Raw genomic sequence first — 19,262 nt, 5'->3', positions numbered from 1 at the left:
CATGGCCAACGTTTTACAAACCATCGTTGCAGATAAGCGAAAAGAACTGGCCGCGCGTAAACAGGACATGCCGCTGGACAGTTTCATCGACGGCCTGACACCGTCACCGCGCAGCTTCTATGACGCCCTGGCAACCCCCGAGGCAGGCTATATTCTGGAATGCAAAAAAGCATCCCCTTCCAAAGGCCTGATACGCGAGCCTTTTGATCTGGATGAAATCATTGCCGCTTATCAGCCATATGCCGCGTGCATTTCAGTGCTGACCGATGAGAAGTACTTCCAGGGTCACTATGATTACCTGAACTATGTCAGCCAACGTGTGCAGCAACCGGTACTGAATAAAGATTTCTTTATTGATCCGTATCAGGTGCATTTGGCCCGTCACTACAATGCCGATGCGATTCTGTTGATGCTGTCGGTACTCAACGACGATGAATACCGGCAACTGGCGCAACTTGCCGACCAGTATCAACTCGATGTGCTTACCGAAGTCAGCAATGAGGCTGAAGCAGACCGGGCGGTGGCATTGGGCGCCCGGATCATCGGTATCAACAATCGCAACCTACGGGATCTGAGCACGGATTTATCGACCACCGAGCGATTGGCGCCCCGTCTTCGAAAAGCGGGCTTCGACGGCTTGATCATCTCTGAATCAGGCATCTACACCCAGGCAGATGTAAGGCGCCTGGGCCCCCTGTCTGACGGCTTTCTGGTCGGCAGCGCCCTGATGGCCCAACCTGACCTTGCCAGCACCGTGCGCCAGCTCGTGCAGGGCACGGTAAAAGTGTGTGGCCTGACCCGGGTTGAGGATGCTTTGCTGGCAGAACAACTGGGCGCCAGTTATGGCGGATTGATTTTTGTTGACGGTTCGCCGCGCTGCGTCACTGTTGAGCAAGCCCGGACCATCGCACAAGCGACGTCGATGCCGCTGGTCGGCGTGTTCAGAAACGCGCCGGTTGCCAATGTCATTGAACAGGTAAAACAAGCATCGCTGCGAGTCGTTCAATTGCACGGCGATGAAAATCAGCACTATGTGGACACCTTGCGCAAAGCCTTGCCAGCCAATTGCCAAATCTGGAAAGCCCAGGGTGTCGATGACACCTTAACCTTACCGAGTTTACACGGCATTGACCTGTGGCTGCTGGATACCCAGGTTGGGCAACACAGCGGTGGAACCGGCAAAACCTTTGACTGGACACTGCTCAACGGACTTAACAGCAAGGTACCTGTTGGCCTGGCCGGAGGCCTGTCTCCGGAGAATATCGAACAGGCTGCCAATACCGGCGTACACCTACTGGACGTCAATTCCGGTGTGGAATCCGCGCCGGGGATCAAATCTGCCGCTCGCCTGCGCGAGCTGTTTAGCGCACTGCGACACTACTGAGCGACACAAGGAAACCCATTATGACACAACACCTCGATAGCAAATTTGGCCCTTACGGCGGCACCTACGTCCCGGAATTGTTAATCCCGGCGCTGGATCAGCTGGAACAAGCCTTTATCGATGCACAGCAGGATCCTGTTTTTCAGCAAGAATTCATGGCGCTGCTAAAAGACTACGCCGGACGCCCTACGGCCATGACGCTGACCCGAAATCTGGTCAGCAATCCGTTGGTAAAGCTTTACCTCAAGCGAGAGGACTTGTTACACGGCGGCGCCCATAAAACCAACCAGGTACTGGGCCAGGCACTGTTGACCAAACGGATGGGCAAAACCGAAGTTATCGCCGAAACCGGCGCTGGCCAACACGGGGTGGCCACCGCATTGGCGTGCGCATTGCTGGGTCTCAAAGCGCGCATTTATATGGGCGCAAAAGACGTCGAACGTCAGGCGCCGAACGTGTTTCGCATGCGCCTGATGGGTGCCGAAGTGATCCCGGTTGATGCCGGTTCGGGTACCCTTAAGGACGCGGTGAATGAGGCGTTGCGCGATTGGTCAGCCAACTATGACAATGCCCACTATTTACTCGGCACTGCCGCGGGTCCACACCCCTTCCCGACCATCGTACGTGAATTCCACCGCATGATCGGTGAAGAAACCCGTCAGCAGATCATGGAAAAAGAAGGTCGCCTGCCAGATGCGGTGGTCGCCTGTGTCGGTGGAGGCTCCAATGCCATTGGTATGTTTGCTGATTTTATTGACAGCCCCGAGGTAAAACTGATCGGCGTTGAACCGGCCGGCAAAGGTCTGCATACCCACGAACATGGTGCGGCAATCAACTGCGGATCAACCGGCATTCTGCACGGCACTTACAGCTATATCATGCAGGACAGTAATGGTCAGATTGAGGAGTCCTACTCGGTGTCGGCCGGACTGGACTATCCGGCGGTCGGTCCGCAACATGCCTACTTGCATGACACTGGCCGCGCTCAATATGCCGCCGTCAGTGACCAGGAAGCGCTCAATGCGTTCCAGCTACTGGCTCGCAAAGAAGGTATCATTCCTGCGCTGGAGTCTGCCCATGCCCTTGCTCACGCCCTTAACATGGCTGATGAAGCCACCGAAGAGACCTTGATTGTGGTTAACCTATCCGGACGCGGCGACAAAGATCTCGCGCACGTGCACAGTATTTTGGGAGAACAGTAATGGACCGCTATGCTTCTTTATTCCGTCATCTGCAGGACAATCAACAAGGCGCTTTTGTGCCGTTTGTGATGCTGGGAGATCCGGACAAAGCCACCTGTATCAACATCATCGACACCCTGATCAGCAACGGTGCTGATGCGCTGGAGCTGGGGATCCCCTATTCTGACCCGGTTGCCGATGGCCCGACGATCCAAAAAGCCGGTATCCGTGCACTCAACCAGGGCATCACTCCCTCGGACTGCTTTGACATTATCGCCGAGGTTCGTGAGCGTCATCCGGACATTCCTATCGGTTTGTTGCTGTACAGCAACCTGGTGCTGGCTCGCGGTGTTGAGCGCTTTTACAAGGACGCCGCGGCCGCTGGCGTGGATTCGATCCTGATTGCAGATGTTCCACTGCGGGAAGCTGACTCCTTCCTGGCCGTGGCTGAAGAAACCGGCATCGCACAGATCCTGATCGCGCCCCCTAACGCGTCAGATGCGACATTGGCCGCCATTGGTCAAAAGTCCAGTGGCTACACCTATCTGCTCGGTCGTGCAGGTGTTACCGGCGCGGAAACGGCTGCGACCATCCCCACGGATGATTTGATCAAGCGGCTCAGCAGCCACAATGTTGCGCCACCGCTACTCGGTTTCGGGATAGCAAAACCCGAACAGGTTAAAGCCGCCATTGCGGCCGGTGCGGCCGGTGCAATTTCTGGTTCGGCAACCGTCAACCTGATCGAGCAACACCTTGACGATACGACTGCAATGCTGCAGGCTTTGGGCGATTTTGTCAGTGCGATGAAACACGCAACCTTGAAGGACTGATCCATGCTTTACGCCATTTACTGCCAGGATGTCAGCGATAGCCTGGCACTGCGCAAACAGACTCGCCCCGCACACCTGGCGCGCCTGGAAACCCTCAAACAGCAAGGCCGCCTGATATTGGCCGGCCCGTTCCCTGCCATTGACAGTGAAGACCCGGCAGATGCCGGGTTCTCCGGCTCTCTGATTGTGGCGGAGTTTGCTGATCTGGCGCAGGCCCAGGCCTGGGCTGATGCAGACCCCTACCTGGAAGCCGGTGTATATGCCAACGTCCGTGTTACGCCGTTCAAAAAGGTTTTGCCCTGATATGCCTGAACTTGTCCCCGGTTATACCCTGGAAGAACAAGAGATTAGCTGGCACGCCATCCGGGCCCAGGGCAGCGGCGGCCAGAACGTCAACAAGGTCTCCAGCGCGATTCATTTGCGCTTTGATATCAACCGTTCGTCATTGCCACAGGAACTCAAAGAGGCGCTGCTGGCAATGAATGATGCCCGGATCAACAAAGACGGCGTCATCATCATTAAAGCGCAACAGTTCCGCACCCAGGAACAAAATCGGGAAGATGCGCTGGTGCGCTTACGGGCGCTGATTGACCAGGCCAACCATCGCCCCAAAACCCGGCGTGCAACACGCCCCACCAAAGCCTCCCAGTTGCGCCGCGTGAACAGCAAGAAGAAACAGGGCGAGCGCAAAGCGTTACGCCGAAAAGTTGATCTGTAGCGGGTAAAAAACACGCCATATCAAGGCATTAGTATTATTGTCCGGTTTGTGACTGAAGAATGCTGCTCCATTGCCGATACCTAAATCAGGTAGCGATGAGGAAGGCGAGATGCGGGCACACACCCTGACAAGACTGATACTGTTTACAACCCTGGCAATGCTCAGTGGCTGTGTACAGGACCTGGGTGTGCACATTCCCCGCTTTGCGGACAAATCTGCCCTGACCGTGTCAGACAACACGCTGAAAAGCGTAAATCGTGTGTTCTACGCCAGCTTTATGGCCGGTAACTGGTATTACAAGGGCGCCCGGGTGCGCAACGGCATCGTCAGCGCGTATATCCAAATCCCGCAAAAGCTGGATATGCCTGAAGACGTTCAGCACCGCTATGTTAAGCAGGTTTTATGTCCAAAAGCAGACGCCATCGACATGTGGAATCAGCTTCGTCATGTCAACCTTGAGGTGCACCTGTACACCTATAGCCAACGACAAAGTGTGTCGGCGTCCTGCCCTAACCCACTGTTTGATCGTGCCTGATCCAGTTCAGCCACCATTCACTCTGCGACGTTTAGACTTTTACTATCCCGTGTGACAATCTGCAACATCATGGTAAAGTGTCAACTATCCTGATATGCACATTAACGGGCCACGTGAGAGGTAGCCTTTGAGACGTATGCGCACACTGATTTATCCCCTGATTGCCGCTTTCCTGTTAAGCAGCGCGATGGCCTTTGCCCAAAGCAAAGATGACAAGGATATTGATCGCGCCCAAGCGGCCAGAAAAGCCCAACAACAGCTCAATGGTCGAGTGCTGAAGGTCAATAATGACAAGCACAAATACCGCGTCAAAGTATTGCAAAAATCCGGGCGTGTTGTTTCCGTTGACGTCGACAAGCGCTCCGGAAAGGTCAGCCAACCGAAAAAAGACAAGGACAGATAATGCGGATATTGATCGTCGAGGATGACAGTCGCCTGCTGACTCAGCTTGATCAACTGATGCAACAGCAAGGATACAGTGTCGATTTAGCCGATGATGGTGGCAAGGCCGATTTTCTGCTCAACGAATACCCCTACGATTTGGCCATCATTGACATCGGACTGCCCGTCATGGACGGTTTTGAGGTGATTCTGCGGGCGCGCAAAAACGGCGTCAAATGCCCGATCCTGATCCTGACCGCCCGCGACCGTTGGCAGGAGAAAGTCGAAGGGCTTGATGCCGGTGCCGACGATTACCTGACCAAACCGTTCCACAATGAGGAATTGGTTGCCCGCGCTCGTGCACTGATCCGCCGTGGCGCTGGCCAGGCTAATCCCACCATCGAAAAAGGCCCTATCGTTCTCAACACCTTAAGTGAAACCGTCAGCGTCGATAACGCGGAATTGGAACTGACCGCTTACGAATACAAGGTACTTGAGTACTTGCTGATGAATCCCGATAAAATCATCTCCAAGACAGAACTGACTGAGCACATCTACGATCAGGATTTTGATCTGGACAGCAATGTCATCGAAGTTTTTGTTGGTCGCCTGCGCAAAAAACTGGACCCCACTGGCGAATTGAAACCCATCGAAACCCTGCGCGGAAGGGGTTATCGTATCAATCGGCAACTATGACCCGTTTATCGCTGCGTTTACGCAGCTTTCTGGCAGCGACCCTCGCACTGCTGCTGTTTATTCCGCTGACCGCCATCACTCTGCAACAGGGCTTCACCAATAGCCTGGTGCAGTCAATGCAGCAACAACTGCGGATCCAGAACCTCAACCTGATCGCCGAATTCGATATGCAGGAAGACCAGGGGCAGATGCCCGAGTTGTTGTTTGATGAACAGCTCAATATTCCAGGCTCAGGTGTCTACGGGTTTATCATGACCGCCGGCACACCAACCTGGCGGTCGCTGTCAGCACTAAACATCACCACCCAGGCACTGACTGGATTACCCCAGCCAACGGTTGGTGAAGAGCTGTTTGTTGAGGATTTTGACCTTGGCTCGCCACACTTTCTGTATGCCTATACCGCCGAATTCCCCACCGAAGACGGTTATCAGCCGGTGTATTTCTATGTCATCCACGGCAAACAAACCTTTGAGGCTGAAGTGGACGCCTTTTCTAACACCTTGCGCAACTGGCTGGGATTGATCGCCGTGTTGCTGCTCGGTGTTCTGCTGTTGTCGCTGAACACGGCCATGCGTCCGATACGTGACCTGATCGAACAAATCAACCATGCTGAACGGGGTGAAAAACAGCACATCGACGCCGATTATCCACCGGAGCTGGAACGGCTCAAAAACAGCATCAACCACCTGCTACAAACGGAGAGGGAACAACGTAGCCGCTATAAGAACAGCCTCAGTGATCTCGCCCACAGCCTGAAAACGCCGTTGGCCGTGTTGCACGGCCAGCAGGACCTGCCTGACAGCGCCAGCGAGCCCCTGCGTCAAATTGATCGTATTATCCAGCGCCAGCTAAAGCGCGCAGCCAGCAGTGGCAGTGGCCGCTGGGACACGGCGGTGGCGGTTAAACCCATTGTAGAGAAGCTCAAGCGTGCGATGCTCAAGGTGTACGCAGAAAAATCCCTCACCATCGAAACAACGGTAGATGACGACGCCCGCTTCGTGGGTGATGAGACCGACTTACTGGAACTGCTCGGCAACCTGCTCGACAACGCCTGTAAAGCGGCACGGCAGCGCATTATCGTGCGCGCCATTGCCAAGCCGGATGGATTGCATATCTGGGTTGAGGATGACGGCCCGGGGATCCCCAAGCAACACCGTGATGCCATGCTGACCCGCGGCCAACGGCTGGACAGCTATCAGGACGGTCAGGGGATCGGCATGGCAGTGGTCAGTGATTTACTCACGGCTTATCAGGCACAGATGTCAATCAGCGATGCGTCACTGGGCGGTGCCCAGTTCCACTTGCTGTTTCCCAGTAACTAACTGACGTTATTGATCGGCGCTTTTCGCGACCGGCGCATCACTGTCGAGCAAGCGGGCTATCCACTGCGCATCGGCATTGGATTCCAGTGCAATTTTAACGATCATGGTCAGCGGCACCGACAATAACATGCCGATACTGCCCAGCAACCAGCCCCAGAAAATCAGTGACAGGAACACCACTAACGTGGACAGGCCCAATCCGCGTCCCATGTACCTTGGCTCAATCACATTGCCCATTACCGTGTTACTGACCACGTAACCCAGCGCCGCGAGACCCGCAATACCAGGCCCCAACTGGACCAATGCCAGCAGCACGGCCGGAATGGCAGCGATTATGGAGCCGATATTGGGAATATAGTTGAGCAAAAAGGCCAATACACCCCACAACAGAAAATGATCGACGCCGAGCACATACAACCACAAACCAATCACCAGACCGGTAGCGAGACTGACCACGGTCTTTATCACCAGGTATTGTTTCACCGAACCGAGAAATTTATCGATCTGCTTAATTTTCATGTTCGGATCGTCGAGCGCAATGTGGACCTTCGCGGGTACACTGTCAGCCTCAAATAACATGAACACAACGGTCAGCAGGATCAACAGGAAGTTGGTCAGCACCCCACCCAGACTGGACAATATGTTAGTGACCATCCCCATCGCCACGCCGGGGTCAAGATAAGACAACAACTGCTGACGGTCGAGGTGAATATTGAGGGCCTCCAGTTGCCCCAGCACCCAGGCAAAGTCGTCGGTGAGTTGGGCACGGTAGGTCGGCATATTCTGGCTGAAATCGTTCATCGATTTTCCGACCAAACCGGCCAACATGGATCCAAACACCACGATCAGGAGTATCACAATCAGAATGGATAACCATTTCGGGATCCGGTAACGACTGCACCAATGGATCACCGGGTGACACGCCATGGCGATGAACACCGATAACAAAAACGGCACCACAATGGCACTGGCCGCCTTGATCCCGGCCAATACAATCACAAGGCACGCCATAATGACCAGTGCTTTAATCGAGGTGTTTGATTTTATTTCCATTTTTTCTGTCACAAGAGGGGGGTAGAATGGCAGTATTGCGTTACGGTAGCAGATCTGTCGTCATTGACGCAAAGCAAAACACCCCAGTCTGGCGACAGACCATTAACCATCATTGAAGGACTCTCAACCCATGCAGCTAAATCCAGCCGTCATTCGCATTAAAAACCTCCGCTTGCGCACGTTTATCGGCATCAACGATGATGAAGTACAGAACAAGCAGGACGTTGTCATCAATGTGAAAATTGAATACGACGCCGCCAAAGCGACCAACAGCGACGCCATGGATGATGCGCTCAATTACCGCACCATCACAAAACGTATCATTGCGTTGGTGGAGATGAACCGCTTTTCACTGCTGGAGAAACTCACCTCGGATGTTTTGGCCATCGCAGCAGAACACCCGTGGGTCAGCTATGCGGAAGCAGAAGTCGACAAACCCCACGCTCTGCGGTTTGCTGATTCGGTTTCACTGTGCTTATCTTGTAACAAACCCCAGTAAGGACGTGGCATGCACATTCTGATCACCGGCGGTACGGGACTCATTGGTTCCCGCCTCATTCCACAGCTGTTTTCCGACCACAAACTCAGTGTGATCACACGGAATGTTGCGATGGCAGAGAATGTGCTCAGTCATAAGGTCGCATTGCACTCCAGTCTGGATAAGTTTAGCAATCTGGATGAGTTTGATGCGGTCATCAACCTGGCAGGCGAACCAATTGTCGATCGCCGCTGGAGCGAGGAGCAAAAACAACGCATCTGCGACAGCCGATGGAACATTACCGAGCGACTCGTACAACTGTGTAACGCTGGCAGCAACCCCCCCGCCGTTTTCATCAGCGGTTCGGCCATCGGTATTTATGGCCGCCAGGACGACCGTGTCATCGACGAAGACTTCAGCGATTATCACGACGAATTCAGTCATACGGTATGCCAACGCTGGGAGGACATTGCCCTGCAGGCAAAATCACCGCAAACACGCGTGTGTATTCTGCGTACCGGGATTGTACTGAGTGCCCAGGGTGGCGCCCTGGCCAAAATGCTCACCCCCTTCAAACTGGGATTGGGCGGTCCTATCGGTGATGGGCAACAATTCATGTCCTGGATCCACATCCGCGACATGATAGACGGCATTGTTTTTCTGCTGAACGAGCAGAAATGTGAGGGCGTCTACAACCTGACCGCACCCGAGCCGGTGACCAATGAGGCTTTTGTTCGCTCACTGGCGGCACATTTGCATCGTCCGTGCGTAATGAGGGCCCCTGCGTTTGCACTCAAAGCGATGCTCGGCGAACGGGCGGACCTGGTGTTGTACGGACAGCGGGTAATACCGAAGCGTCTGCAGGACGCTGGTTTTACTTTTAGCTTCCCAACCCTCGCCGAGGCTATGGATAACCTCAGCGAGCGTTTCTAGCCGAGCCTTAGACCATTTTACGCAACAGCGTGCTGGTGTTTAGCGTCAGCAACCGCCAGCAGCCTGCTGCGCCCAATAGTCCGACCACACCGGCCCCCACCAGCGGCGCAACAAGCCAGTACTGCCAATGGACGCTACCGGCCATCTGGAAGATCTGCGTTTGCAGCAGATACAGGGTCAATTCGTTGGCCAGCGCCGCCATCAGTCCGGCGACGGCTCCGATGATCAAAAATTCCACCAGTACAGAGCCGCGGATCAAGCCGCCTTTGGCCCCCAGCGTACGCAGGATCGCCAATTCCTGCTGACGCTCGTCCATGCTGGCCTGAACCTGCGCAATCAACACCAGCGATCCGGCGGCCAATACCAGCACAAGAATAAACTCTACCGCCATTGAGACCTGATCCACGATGTTGCGCAGCTGATTGATGCGGGCATCCACGTCAAACAGCGTGACATTGCCAAACGGGCGCATCAACTCCGTAATCTGTGGTTTTCTGTCACTCGGCAAATGGAAACTGGTCATGTAGGTAGGCAAGAAATCGGCCATCGCCTGCGGTTCCAGCACGAAGAAAAAGTTCGGCTGCATGGTCTGCCAGTTCACTTCCCGAATACTGCTGACCGTGACATCAACCACTTCACTGCCCACATTAAAGGTCAGTACATCGCCCAGTTTGATGTCCATGCGCTCGGCAGCGCGGGCTTCTACCGATACACCCGATGGGGCATCATCCGGCCGCTCTGACCACCATACCCCTTGGGTGATACGGTTTTCGTACTGCAGGGTATCGCTCCAGGTCAGATTAGCTTCCCGTCCGAGACCGTCCCGGCCGCGCTGATTTTCTTCCTCACCTTCTTTGCGCACATCGGTTCGAACCTGCTCACCATTGATGGCCACAAACCGGGCGCGAACCACCGGATAAAAGGTATCCAAGCTGACATTCTGCGCGGCAAAATGCTGCTCCAGGGTCGGCAACTGCGCATCGGTAATGTTGATCATAAAGTAGTTAGGTGTGCCCTGTGGCAACTGATCCCGCCACTGCTGGATCATGTCATTGCGCATCACCAGCACCACCAGCAACAGCATGATGGTCACCGAAAAGCTGATCAATTGCACCGAATTGTCCATCGCCCGGCGCTTAATACGCGCCCAGGCCAATTGCCAGGCACCGATTTTACCCTGCCCCAGCCTGCGGCCCACGGCAATCAGACCAAAGGTCACCAGCAACAGTAACGCCACCAACACAATGCCGGATAGAAACAGGATAAGGCTGAGGCGCAGGTTCTGGCTGTAGGCCCACATCAGGATTAAAATTGCGCTGCCGGCGGCCAGAAACTGAATGAAACGGGCACTGACTGTGGCCCCCATGTCACGTCGCAGTACCCGTAGGGGCGAAATGGAAAACAGTTTAAGCAGAGGATACAGCGAAAACAGTACCGCACAGATAACCCCGGTAAACAGCGCTATCCACAACGGTCGCCAATGCCATGCCGACAGGTCTACCGGCACACTGTCTGCAATGGCCCAGATCACACCTTGCTGGATCAGGTACCCGGCCAACCCGCCCAATAGCAGCCCCAGCGCCGTTATCAGGGTAATTTGCAATAAATACACCCGCTGCACCATCCCACGGCTGGCGCCCAGGGTTTTCATGATCGCCACCGGGTCATAATGGCGCTGACTGTATCGCTGTGCCGCCACCGCAATCGAAACCGCCGCCAGCACAATGGCCAACAAACTGGCAAGCAGAAAATACTGCTCCGCGCGGCCAACAGAACGCCCTAACGGGGAGTCGTCGTCTTCAACACTCATCCAGCGATGGATTTCACGATCTAGCTTTGGACGTAACCACTCATAGTACGCATCCAGATCATCGGAATCGCCGGTGAAATAATAACTGTAGGTAACGCGCGCCCCCGGACCTATAACCCCCGTCGCTTCCAGATCGGCGCGAGGGATCATCACTTTGGGGTCACCACCAAACAAACTGAAACCGGCATCAGGCACTTCAGACAACACTTTGGTCACCTGAAAAGACTGGGTACCCACTTCCAGCACATCGCCGATTGATAATCCCATCAGTTGGAACAGACGGGATTCAATCCAAGCCTCTTTAGGGCCAGGCAGCGCCTCAGTGGTCACTCCTGGTTCAAACGGCTGCGCTGCAACCTTTACCTGCCCCTTCAACGGGTAGGCATTATCCGGTGCGCGAAGGCTGACCAATTGCATGTTGTCACCGGCAAACACCATGGAGCGGGTGTAAACCTGGTGCGCGGTATTGATGCCCCGTTGACGGGCTTCACGCAGCCACGCGTCATCCACCGGATGGCGAGCGTCCAATACACGATCAGCGGCTATGAAAGCGGCAGTTTGCGCAGTCAGTGCACTTTGCAGTCGTTCGCTGAACATCGACAACGAAAATACCGCCGCAACCGACAACATGATGGCAAACAAAATGATGGTCAATTCACCCCGTTTCGCCTCATGGCGAAACAAGCGCCAGGCCAGATTTGCACTCATTCGATTCACGTTAACTGGCCTCCCGCTGAGGCGCTTTTTGGCCATTGATTTCGGTCAGTACACCGGCCTGCATCTGCAACTGACGATCGCATTTTTGTGCCAGACTCGGGTCATGGGTGACCAGGATCAGGGTTGTGTCAGATTCACGGTTCAGATCAAACAACAGCTTTTCAACCTTGTCGCTGTTGCTGGCATCCAGGTTACCGGTTGGTTCATCGGCAAATAAGATCCGCGGTTGGGTGATAAATGCCCGAGCGATGGCAACCCGCTGTTGCTCGCCACCTGATAATTGGTTGGGGTAATGCCCACCTCGATGCTCCAGACCGACCTGCTGAAGGGCTTCTAAAGCACGCTCCCGGGGGGCTTCCAGTCCGGCTATCTCCGCCGGTAACATAATATTTTCCAATGCCGTCAGGCTCTGAACCAACATAAAACTCTGGAAAATGAACCCCACTTTCTCGCCACGCACCTGGGCACGGCCCTCTTCATCCAAACTGTGCAGCGGCGCGCCATCCAGAAAGATTTCACCGCTGCTGACTTCATCCAGCCCTGCCAACAAGGACAACAAGGTAGACTTACCACTGCCCGACGCGCCGACAATTGCAACGGTCTCACCGGGGTTGACATCAATACTGATTGGCTGAAGGATCTGTAATTCACCCTCTGTGGTATCGACCACTTTGGTCACATCACGGGTTTTAATCACGTATTCTGGAGATTGGCTCATAGTGTCTCGATTATCCTTGTGTTTCATGCGTCGCAGTATTGTTTGGCTGTGGTTGTTTATACCCTGTTTGCTGGTTTCAGATCAGCTTTATGCACAACAAACTGACAACCCCACAACATTGATGGTGTTAGGTGACAGCCTAAGCGCTGGCTATGGCCTGAGGCAAGAGCAAGGTTGGGTCAGTTTGTTACAGAATGCGTTCAAGCCTCAAGGCATTCGCGTTGTAAATGCTGCAATCAGCGGTGAAACCACTGACGGTGGCCTGGCCAGATTACCTCGCTTGTTAGAACAACACCAACCCACCCACTTGTTGATAGAGTTAGGCGGAAACGACGGACTGCAGGGCCACAACGTCAAAAAAATCCGCACCAACCTGGACAGCATGATCGAAATAGCCAAGCAACAAGGTGTTGAGGTTTTCCTGCAGGCCATGCAAATCCCGACCAATTACGGCCCGCGCTATAACCAGCTGTTTCAGGACGTTTTTTATCAGGCAGGTGATGCACATAGCATCCCGGTGATCCCGTTTTTCCTGACCGAGATTGCCTTGCAACCCGAATTGATGCAGCGCGATGGTATACACCCCAAAGCTGAAGCACAGCCCCAGATTGCTGCGTTCATGCAGCAGCAATTACAGCCCTTGTTACAAGCGCCGGTTTCGCACTCGGGTACACAATGAGCTACACTTAGACGACGTTAACCGTTGGAGCAAATCATATGAGTGTTGGCCCTCTGAACACAGACAGTCCGCAAGTGCCCTCTGTGGCACAAAGCACCGATCAACAAACCCAGGTGCGTCAGCAGGACGTTGAGCAGCGTCAGGCTGAACAGCAAGTCACACGGTTACAAGAAACACCACAAAACCAACCCAACGCCAGCGGCAGGGTTGGTACCATCATAAACACGCAAGCGTAATAACCACGCAAAAAAAAAACCGAGCCAAAGGCTCGGTTTTTTTATTTCTTGATAGATTCAGGGTCGCACGTAATGGGATGTTGCGGCGCCCGCGCCGTTAGCCAGTTTCAGGTAACGGTCACGCAGACGGGTCTGACGCGACTCCATCGACATGGCCTGCCCGTTAATGAATACCTGCTCGGCATTGTGCGTCACTTCCAGCGGGTCGCCGGACCAGATAACCACATCTGCCCGCTTGCCGGCTTCCAGTGTACCCAATTGGTCATCGACGCCGTAGATGCGCGCAGGCACCCGTGTCAACGCAGCCAGACCAGCCTCCCAGGGCAAGCCGTTGGCAACCGCATTACCGGCATGTTGCTTAGCCAGGCGAATATTGTGAGTATTCATACCGATAGCAACGTCGACACCCGCCGCATGCAGACGTGCGGCGTTATGCAGCGTCGCCCCCAACTGGTCAAAGGCATACGGCAGATTGCGCTCCGGATCCAGGATCACAGCGATGTCAGCCGCAGCCAACGCTTGCGCAACACGCCAGCCTTCGGTGGCTTCCAGCAACGTGATATCCAGCCCCGGATGACGGGCTTTTAGCGCCAATACCTGACGAATGTCAGCAGCACGTTTGGCCTCTATCAGCAACGGGATGTCGCCATTGAGTAATTGCTTAATCACTTTGACATCCGCTTTGGTGGTCCAACCATGCCACTCACTGGTCGCCGTTAAACGTCCAACCGCAGGATCTGAGGCTTCAGCAAACGCTTGCTCAAGCAATCCCCACAGTGCAACACGACTGCCACCATTGCTGTCCGCGCCATCATTGTCCACCGCCAAACGCACAAATGCGCGGGGCTTAAGCACCGGCGATGCATCGTCACCCAGGCTGATTAACGCCCCTTGTCCATTAAACAGTTGTTGGGTGCGCGATAGGCCTGTTGCGGCACTGGTCACGCCTTCAATGCGCGACACCGCAATCAGACTGGAGTCAGGATTGATGGCATACTGCACATCCAGGGCAGCACCCGCGGTTGTCAGCGGCGTCGCATCCACGGTCGCGTCCACGGTACCTGCAGACAAGCCAACTTCGACCAGCCCCAATGATGTATAGGCGCCCATCAGGCCCGGGGTCACGACTTTGCCGCTTGCATCGATGATCTCGGCACCGGCCGGCGCCGCTTGTTGCCCGACCGACAGGATTTTGCCATCACGCATGACCACGGTGGCATTTTCAAGGCTGCCTTGCGGCCCCATGGTGTGAACGGTCGCACCGACAATCGCTACGTCTTTTGCATGGACAGCAAGGCTCAGGGCGCTGGCTGTCATGATGGTTAACCAGTTTTTCATTTGCTATCTCCTTCACCCACTTGACCCACTTCAAAATCCGCTACCGGCCAGCTGTCAGGATCGTTGCGATCATAAACATTGGCACCGTCGATGTAGACCAATTCTGCTTGTGCGTATGTAGAGAAGGGATCCTGACTCCATAACACCAGGTCAGCTTGCTTGCCCACTTCCAACGAGCCAGTCTTATCAAAAATGCCCAGTGCTTTGGCGGGGTTTGCAGACAGCCATTGCCAGGCATCGGCCTGACTGATATCAAGGCCGACCCGACGGCCATCCGCCCAGGCTTTAGCCGCTTCCTGATTCAGACGCTGGATACCCAGATCGCTGTCGGAGTGAACGATGGCACAAGCACCGGCGGCATGAACCATCGGAATGTTCTCCTTGATGCCATCATAGGCCTCCATTTTGAAGCCCCACCAATCAGCCCACATGGACGAGCAGATGTTTTTTTCCGCCAGCAGATCAGCAATTTTGTAGGACTCCACAGCGTGATGGAAAGAGGTGATCTGGTAATCAAACTCATCCATCACATCCAGCATCGTGCCCATGTCATCGGCGCGGTAACAGTGCATATGTACCAGGATCTCGCCTTTCAGCACGCCTGCCAGGGTGTCCAGTTTGAGATCGCGCTTAGGTGGCTTGGGATTCTTGCCGGCCTTGTGCTCAGCCTCATAGCGCTCCCATTTACGCAGGTAATCCTGCGCATCCGCCCACGACTGACGATAACCCGCCACGTTACCCATACGCGTACCAGGACCCCCTTTAGCGCCGTAAACCCGTTTGGGGTTCTCGCCACAGGCCATTTTCATACCGTAGGGGGCACCGGGATATTTCATTTCCTGAACGGTGCGATGGGGCATGTTTTTAACCGTTACTGCGCGGCCACCGACCAGGTTGGCGGACCCGGGCAGGATTTGCAATGTGGTAACGCCGCCGGCCAATGCCCGGCTGAACCCCGGGTCTTGCGGCCAGATAGAATGTTCCGCCCAGACTTGTGCCGTGACCGGATTGGTCATTTCATTGCCATCTGAATGAGAATTCGTTTCAGGGGTTGGGTAAACACCAAGATGGCTGTGCACATCGATAATACCGGGTGTAACCCATTTCCCCTGCCCGTCAATGACGGTTGCCCCTTCGGGGGCTTGAAGGTCACTGCCGATGGCAGTGATCTTGCCATCCTGCATCAGTACCATGCCGCTTTCGATCTTGCCACCGACACCATCCAGTACCGTGACATTTTGGATCAACGTCGGCACCGTCTCAGGTGCAGTGTATGCGCTGGGGAATGGATTAGGATCGATAGTGACCAACGGATCGCTCTCTGTGGCGGCCTTCTGTTCACCGCAGGCACTGAGCAGTGCGCAGCAAACCAGGCTTGCCGCCAGGCGTGTGGTTGAGTGTTGTAATATCATAGGTTCCCTGATTCAGTTGTTGTTTTTTGCATCGTAGCAGAGTCAGTGGCCACCCTTAAATCCGTTGCTTGGCACACAGATTTACGCGGAATGTGATCACAAGACCCCAAACCTAGGTTAACAGCAAACCCATGGAGTGCAATTTTGTTAAACGCAGGAAATGGATTATTGGTCGGAGGTTAACGGGGGTTTGGGTTTCAATCGGGCCACCACCACTTGCGGCTCATCCAGCACATAGGGCACATCAAACTGCACAAACAACGCATGCACAGAACCTTGCTCTTTCAATGCCACCAACCGGGTATCCCACTCACTGGCCAGCTTTTTCCCCTTAGTGGTATCGGCAAAGCCGGGGAACAACGGAAGGTGGGCAAAAATCCGTGTTCTTAGCTGACTGTATTGATCGGGAAATTTATCAATCATCTCCTGCACATCGGTGGAGTCATCGATCATAAAATCAATCCGACCGTTGAGTACCATTTTAAGGCCGGTTTCATTGTCGAGTAGCAGATACGGCTGTTTGAGAATATCGCCAAAATATTTATCAAAGTCATAGCCTTTGATCCAGGCCACTGAACCTTCACTCAGCGCCTGGGCAAAATTGTCATCAATTTCCCTGTCTGCCCGGTAGATGGCGGTCACTTCATCAGCGTCAAACGGTAACTGTGGATAAATGGCAAAAGCCTCTTCCTGCTCATAGGAGCCTAACCACGCATCAACCTTGCCCTCTTTTACCAGGGTTTTAGAGCGTTCATAACTGGTGTAGAAAAACTTGATGTTGTAGTCGGCGTAGACTTGCTTAAATAACGTTTCATACAATCCGGTGCCTTGGCCATTGGTGAAATTAGGTTCCCAAATCGCCGTCGCCACCAGTATCGTGTCGGACTTTTTGGCCAACAACGGAAAAGACAGCACAGTGAGGATCAAAAACAGGTAACAACGCATTGAACTGTGATTTCAAACCGACAATAGGTTAAGTGTAGATGGTTATTCCGCAGCCGTGGGATTGAGTGCGTGATTCGATGGTCCAACCTCGCTAAGGGCCGCCACAATCTCATCGGCATGCTGCAAACGACGGATATGCATAAACAAGGTTTCGGCCTGCGGATACTGCAAACGTAGGTAGCCAAACCACTGCTTTATACGATTGGGGTAATAGCGACCTTTGTCGCCGTAGATTTCGTACCCTGAATAGTCTACCAACAGGGCCTTTACCGCATCCCATGGCATGGGTTGCTGATGGCCTCGTATCACCTGCGCCAGGTTAGGCATCGCCAACGCGCCCCTGCCCAACATAATGTCTTCGCAGTCAGACTGTTGCTGGCAACGCCGGGCATCTTCGGCACGCCAGATTTCGCCATTCGCAACCAGCGGCACATCGACATGCTGTTTAATTTTGGCAATCCAATCCCAGTATGCCGGCGGACGATAACCTTCCGTCTTGGTGCGGGCATGAATGGCAATACTGGATACCCCTGCCGAAGCCAGTGCATGGGCGTTTTCCAATGCCAGTGACTTGTCCTCAAATCCCAGCCTCATCTTGGCCGTCACCGGTTGCTCGGCAGGTACAGCCTCCCGCACGGCTTTAGCGATGCGATACAGTACCTCCGGCTCTTTGAGCAGGACGGCACCGCCTTTGCTCTTGTTGACCGTTTTAGCCGGACAGCCAAAGTTCAAATCGACACCGTGAGATCCCAGTGATACAGCCCGCTCAGCGTTTTCCGCCAGCCATTGTGGATGTTGCCCCAACAGTTGCACACGCACAGGGGTGCCAGACGGCGTATAACCGTTTTCATGCAGCTCAGGACACAACCGATAAAACACTTTGCTCGGAAGACGCTGATCGACAACCCTGACAAACTCTGTGACGCATAAATCAAAGCCCCCAACACGGGTCAGCATGTCGCGCATCAGATGATCAACAACACCTTCCATGGGCGCAAGGACGATCTGCATATTTGAGGCTCTACTGTATTGAAGAGTTTAAAGGGCGGCGGATTTTACCAGAATCGCCCCTTAAGGAACAATGTTAAAGGGGTTTGCAGGACGTTGCTTAAGACGCACTTCACACTGACGTTTCACCGCTTTACGTTGCTCATCACTCATCGAAGTCCAGCCGGTAATTTCATCCAGGTGTCGGCAGCACCCCACACAAATATCGTTGTCATCCAAACAGCATTGTCCAATACAAGGAGAGGTTTCGGTTGCAGTGTTCGTCATAGTGTCATTCGAGTGGCCAGATGGGCTGATTATACCCCACCCAGCGTTTTATTCACCTGTACACTCGCGCTTATCTGCGGGCTGCCAGTTGCAGCAACGATGTTACAACACGTCCCTGTGACCGGGTTCCAGCCATTTACAGGACAAAAGTGGCATTTCTTCTATGTATCAGCAGAAACACAAACTGAACCCATCCCTGGTAACGCACCCAGCCCGACCGTCCGTTGGTCGGGCGTGCGAGACTGAAATGGCTGCGCGCCCTCGCCATTTCGGGACGTCTCTTACCCACGATGTGTCGTGCAGCACTTTCGCCGTAATTACCGATTACGGCTCATTCGCTTCGCTCACCGTGACAATATACTCAGGGTTAATAAACCCTTTCGTTGCGGACAAATCAGCGGGACAACACGTCCCTGTGGCCGGGTTCCAGCCACATCCTCCACGATGTGTCGTGCAGCACTTTCGCCGTAATTACCGATTACGGCTCATTCGCTTCGCTCACCGTGCTTTACCCACAAATAAAAAAGCCCCGCTCTTGCGAGCAGGGCTAACTGAATAGACTTTGCGATGACATCCCAACAGGGATTGCAAAGTACTTCCTGTACTTTGCCGCTACGCGGC

General features: G+C 54.1%; 21 protein-coding genes. 13 read left to right on the top strand and 8 right to left on the bottom strand.

The features are described 5' to 3' along the window. The first annotated feature begins 1 nt into the window (after nt 1). The 9 genes from trpCF (at nt 2) to LJ739_RS03240 (ending at nt 7,047) form a co-directional block, all read left to right on the top strand. Nucleotides 2–1,384, top strand: coding sequence for a bifunctional indole-3-glycerol-phosphate synthase TrpC/phosphoribosylanthranilate isomerase TrpF (trpCF, locus tag LJ739_RS03280; protein ID WP_229157168.1), 1,383 nt, complete (start codon nt 2–4; stop codon nt 1,382–1,384). Between the two features lie 20 nt (nt 1,385–1,404). Further along, nucleotides 1,405–2,586 (top strand): tryptophan synthase subunit beta, encoded by a 1,182-nt coding sequence (trpB, locus tag LJ739_RS03275; protein ID WP_229157167.1) that lies wholly within the window; start codon nt 1,405–1,407, stop codon nt 2,584–2,586. Then, nucleotides 2,586–3,395, top strand: a complete 810-nt coding sequence (trpA, locus tag LJ739_RS03270; RefSeq protein ID WP_229157166.1) for a tryptophan synthase subunit alpha — start codon at nt 2,586–2,588, stop codon at nt 3,393–3,395. Before trpB ends, trpA begins: the two co-directional genes overlap by 1 nt. Nucleotides 3,396–3,398: 3 nt before the next feature. Next, complete coding sequence (locus tag LJ739_RS03265) at nt 3,399–3,698, top strand: YciI family protein (RefSeq protein ID WP_229157165.1); 300 nt, start codon at nt 3,399–3,401, stop codon at nt 3,696–3,698. 1 nt (nt 3,699) lies between these two features. Next, nucleotides 3,700–4,113, top strand: a complete 414-nt coding sequence (gene arfB, locus LJ739_RS03260) for an alternative ribosome rescue aminoacyl-tRNA hydrolase ArfB (RefSeq protein WP_229157164.1) — start codon at nt 3,700–3,702, stop codon at nt 4,111–4,113. 109 nt (nt 4,114–4,222) lie between these two features. After that, entirely contained in the window at nt 4,223–4,648 is a 426-nt protein-coding gene (locus LJ739_RS03255; protein WP_229157163.1) for a hypothetical protein, read from the top strand. Nucleotides 4,649–4,784: 136 nt separating this feature from the next. Next, nucleotides 4,785–5,051 (top strand): PepSY domain-containing protein, encoded by a 267-nt coding sequence (locus LJ739_RS03250; protein ID WP_229157162.1) that lies wholly within the window; start codon nt 4,785–4,787, stop codon nt 5,049–5,051. Next, nucleotides 5,051–5,725 (top strand): response regulator transcription factor, encoded by a 675-nt coding sequence (locus LJ739_RS03245; RefSeq protein ID WP_229157161.1) that lies wholly within the window; start codon nt 5,051–5,053, stop codon nt 5,723–5,725. The genes LJ739_RS03250 and LJ739_RS03245 overlap by 1 nt, the downstream gene beginning before the upstream one ends. Continuing rightward, nucleotides 5,722–7,047, top strand: coding sequence for an ATP-binding protein (locus LJ739_RS03240; protein WP_229157160.1), 1,326 nt, complete (start codon nt 5,722–5,724; stop codon nt 7,045–7,047). The genes LJ739_RS03245 and LJ739_RS03240 overlap by 4 nt, the downstream gene beginning before the upstream one ends. Before the next feature lie 6 nt (nt 7,048–7,053). On the opposite strand, the gene LJ739_RS03235 is transcribed toward LJ739_RS03240, so the two are convergent. Continuing rightward, on the bottom strand, nt 7,054–8,100 hold the full coding sequence (locus LJ739_RS03235; protein WP_229157159.1) for an AI-2E family transporter: 1,047 nt from the start codon (nt 8,098–8,100) through the stop codon (nt 7,054–7,056). Nucleotides 8,101–8,230: 130 nt separating this feature from the next. Between LJ739_RS03235 and folX the strand changes: the two genes are divergently transcribed. Both folX and LJ739_RS03225 read left to right on the top strand, forming a co-directional pair. Next, nucleotides 8,231–8,599: a dihydroneopterin triphosphate 2'-epimerase gene (folX, locus tag LJ739_RS03230; protein ID WP_229157158.1), complete on the top strand. Its 369-nt coding sequence runs from the start codon at nt 8,231–8,233 to the stop codon at nt 8,597–8,599. Nucleotides 8,600–8,608: 9 nt separating this feature from the next. Continuing rightward, on the top strand, nt 8,609–9,511 hold the full coding sequence (locus LJ739_RS03225) for a TIGR01777 family oxidoreductase (RefSeq protein ID WP_229157157.1): 903 nt from the start codon (nt 8,609–8,611) through the stop codon (nt 9,509–9,511). A 7-nt stretch (nt 9,512–9,518) separates the two neighbouring features. On the opposite strand, the gene LJ739_RS03220 is transcribed toward LJ739_RS03225, so the two are convergent. Together LJ739_RS03220 and LJ739_RS03215 are read right to left on the bottom strand one after the other, a co-directional pair. After that, nucleotides 9,519–12,029, bottom strand: a complete 2,511-nt coding sequence (locus LJ739_RS03220; RefSeq protein WP_229157156.1) for an ABC transporter permease — start codon at nt 12,027–12,029, stop codon at nt 9,519–9,521. Nucleotides 12,030–12,039: 10 nt separating this feature from the next. Further along, a complete protein-coding gene (locus LJ739_RS03215) occupies nt 12,040–12,756 on the bottom strand; it encodes an ABC transporter ATP-binding protein (protein WP_229157155.1) in 717 nt (238 codons plus the stop codon). 25 nt (nt 12,757–12,781) lie between these two features. On the opposite strand from LJ739_RS03215, the gene LJ739_RS03210 reads away from it, so the two are divergent. After that, on the top strand, nt 12,782–13,435 hold the full coding sequence (locus tag LJ739_RS03210; RefSeq protein WP_407646758.1) for an arylesterase: 654 nt from the start codon (nt 12,782–12,784) through the stop codon (nt 13,433–13,435). 38 nt (nt 13,436–13,473) lie between these two features. Next, a complete protein-coding gene (locus LJ739_RS03205) occupies nt 13,474–13,671 on the top strand; it encodes a hypothetical protein (RefSeq protein WP_229157154.1) in 198 nt (65 codons plus the stop codon). Between the two features lie 57 nt (nt 13,672–13,728). On the opposite strand, the gene LJ739_RS03200 is transcribed toward LJ739_RS03205, so the two are convergent. From LJ739_RS03200 to LJ739_RS03180, 5 genes are all read right to left on the bottom strand, one after another. Then, nucleotides 13,729–15,009, bottom strand: a complete 1,281-nt coding sequence (locus tag LJ739_RS03200; RefSeq protein ID WP_229157153.1) for an amidohydrolase family protein — start codon at nt 15,007–15,009, stop codon at nt 13,729–13,731. Further along, nucleotides 15,006–16,421, bottom strand: coding sequence for an amidohydrolase (locus LJ739_RS03195; protein ID WP_229157152.1), 1,416 nt, complete (start codon nt 16,419–16,421; stop codon nt 15,006–15,008). Before LJ739_RS03195 ends, LJ739_RS03200 begins: the two co-directional genes overlap by 4 nt. Before the next feature lie 165 nt (nt 16,422–16,586). Then, nucleotides 16,587–17,366 carry a type 2 periplasmic-binding domain-containing protein gene (locus LJ739_RS03190; protein ID WP_229157151.1) on the bottom strand — a complete coding sequence of 260 codons (780 nt, stop codon included), beginning with the start codon at nt 17,364–17,366 and terminating at the stop codon, nt 16,587–16,589. 42 nt (nt 17,367–17,408) lie between these two features. Further along, nucleotides 17,409–18,377, bottom strand: a complete 969-nt coding sequence (gene dusC, locus LJ739_RS03185; RefSeq protein ID WP_229157150.1) for a tRNA dihydrouridine(16) synthase DusC — start codon at nt 18,375–18,377, stop codon at nt 17,409–17,411. A 60-nt stretch (nt 18,378–18,437) separates the two neighbouring features. Then, entirely contained in the window at nt 18,438–18,641 is a 204-nt protein-coding gene (locus LJ739_RS03180; RefSeq protein WP_229157149.1) for a DUF1289 domain-containing protein, read from the bottom strand. Nucleotides 18,642–19,262: the final 621 nt, after the last annotated feature.

The organism is Fluctibacter halophilus (assembly GCF_020687825.1).
GTDB classification, from domain to species: domain Bacteria; phylum Pseudomonadota; class Gammaproteobacteria; order Enterobacterales; family Alteromonadaceae; genus Fluctibacter; species Fluctibacter halophilus.
The sequence above is the reverse complement of the archived record's forward strand: the minus strand, read 5'-3'. Positions and strand labels throughout refer to the sequence as shown.

Bases quoted from the DNA above. Each gene is read 5' to 3' on its own strand.
- trpCF (WP_229157168.1), top strand. From the start codon at position 2: ATGGCCAACGTTTTACAAACCATCGTTGCAGATAAGCGAAAAGAACTG.
- trpB (WP_229157167.1), top strand. From the start codon at position 1,405: ATGACACAACACCTCGATAGCAAATTTGGCCCTTACGGCGGCACCTAC.
- trpA (WP_229157166.1), top strand. From the start codon at position 2,586: ATGGACCGCTATGCTTCTTTATTCCGTCATCTGCAGGACAATCAACAA.
- LJ739_RS03265 (WP_229157165.1), top strand. From the start codon at position 3,399: ATGCTTTACGCCATTTACTGCCAGGATGTCAGCGATAGCCTGGCACTG.
- arfB (WP_229157164.1), top strand. From the start codon at position 3,700: ATGCCTGAACTTGTCCCCGGTTATACCCTGGAAGAACAAGAGATTAGC.
- LJ739_RS03255 (WP_229157163.1), top strand. From the start codon at position 4,223: ATGCGGGCACACACCCTGACAAGACTGATACTGTTTACAACCCTGGCA.
- LJ739_RS03250 (WP_229157162.1), top strand. From the start codon at position 4,785: ATGCGCACACTGATTTATCCCCTGATTGCCGCTTTCCTGTTAAGCAGC.
- LJ739_RS03245 (WP_229157161.1), top strand. From the start codon at position 5,051: ATGCGGATATTGATCGTCGAGGATGACAGTCGCCTGCTGACTCAGCTT.
- LJ739_RS03240 (WP_229157160.1), top strand. From the start codon at position 5,722: ATGACCCGTTTATCGCTGCGTTTACGCAGCTTTCTGGCAGCGACCCTC.
- LJ739_RS03235 (WP_229157159.1), bottom strand. From the start codon at position 8,100: ATGGAAATAAAATCAAACACCTCGATTAAAGCACTGGTCATTATGGCG.
- folX (WP_229157158.1), top strand. From the start codon at position 8,231: ATGCAGCTAAATCCAGCCGTCATTCGCATTAAAAACCTCCGCTTGCGC.
- LJ739_RS03225 (WP_229157157.1), top strand. From the start codon at position 8,609: ATGCACATTCTGATCACCGGCGGTACGGGACTCATTGGTTCCCGCCTC.
- LJ739_RS03220 (WP_229157156.1), bottom strand. From the start codon at position 12,029: ATGAGTGCAAATCTGGCCTGGCGCTTGTTTCGCCATGAGGCGAAACGG.
- LJ739_RS03215 (WP_229157155.1), bottom strand. From the start codon at position 12,756: ATGAGCCAATCTCCAGAATACGTGATTAAAACCCGTGATGTGACCAAA.
- LJ739_RS03210 (WP_407646758.1), top strand. From the start codon at position 12,782: ATGCGTCGCAGTATTGTTTGGCTGTGGTTGTTTATACCCTGTTTGCTG.
- LJ739_RS03205 (WP_229157154.1), top strand. From the start codon at position 13,474: ATGAGTGTTGGCCCTCTGAACACAGACAGTCCGCAAGTGCCCTCTGTG.
- LJ739_RS03200 (WP_229157153.1), bottom strand. From the start codon at position 15,009: ATGAAAAACTGGTTAACCATCATGACAGCCAGCGCCCTGAGCCTTGCT.
- LJ739_RS03195 (WP_229157152.1), bottom strand. From the start codon at position 16,421: ATGATATTACAACACTCAACCACACGCCTGGCGGCAAGCCTGGTTTGC.
- LJ739_RS03190 (WP_229157151.1), bottom strand. From the start codon at position 17,366: ATGCGTTGTTACCTGTTTTTGATCCTCACTGTGCTGTCTTTTCCGTTG.
- dusC (WP_229157150.1), bottom strand. From the start codon at position 18,377: ATGCAGATCGTCCTTGCGCCCATGGAAGGTGTTGTTGATCATCTGATG.
- LJ739_RS03180 (WP_229157149.1), bottom strand. From the start codon at position 18,641: ATGACGAACACTGCAACCGAAACCTCTCCTTGTATTGGACAATGCTGT.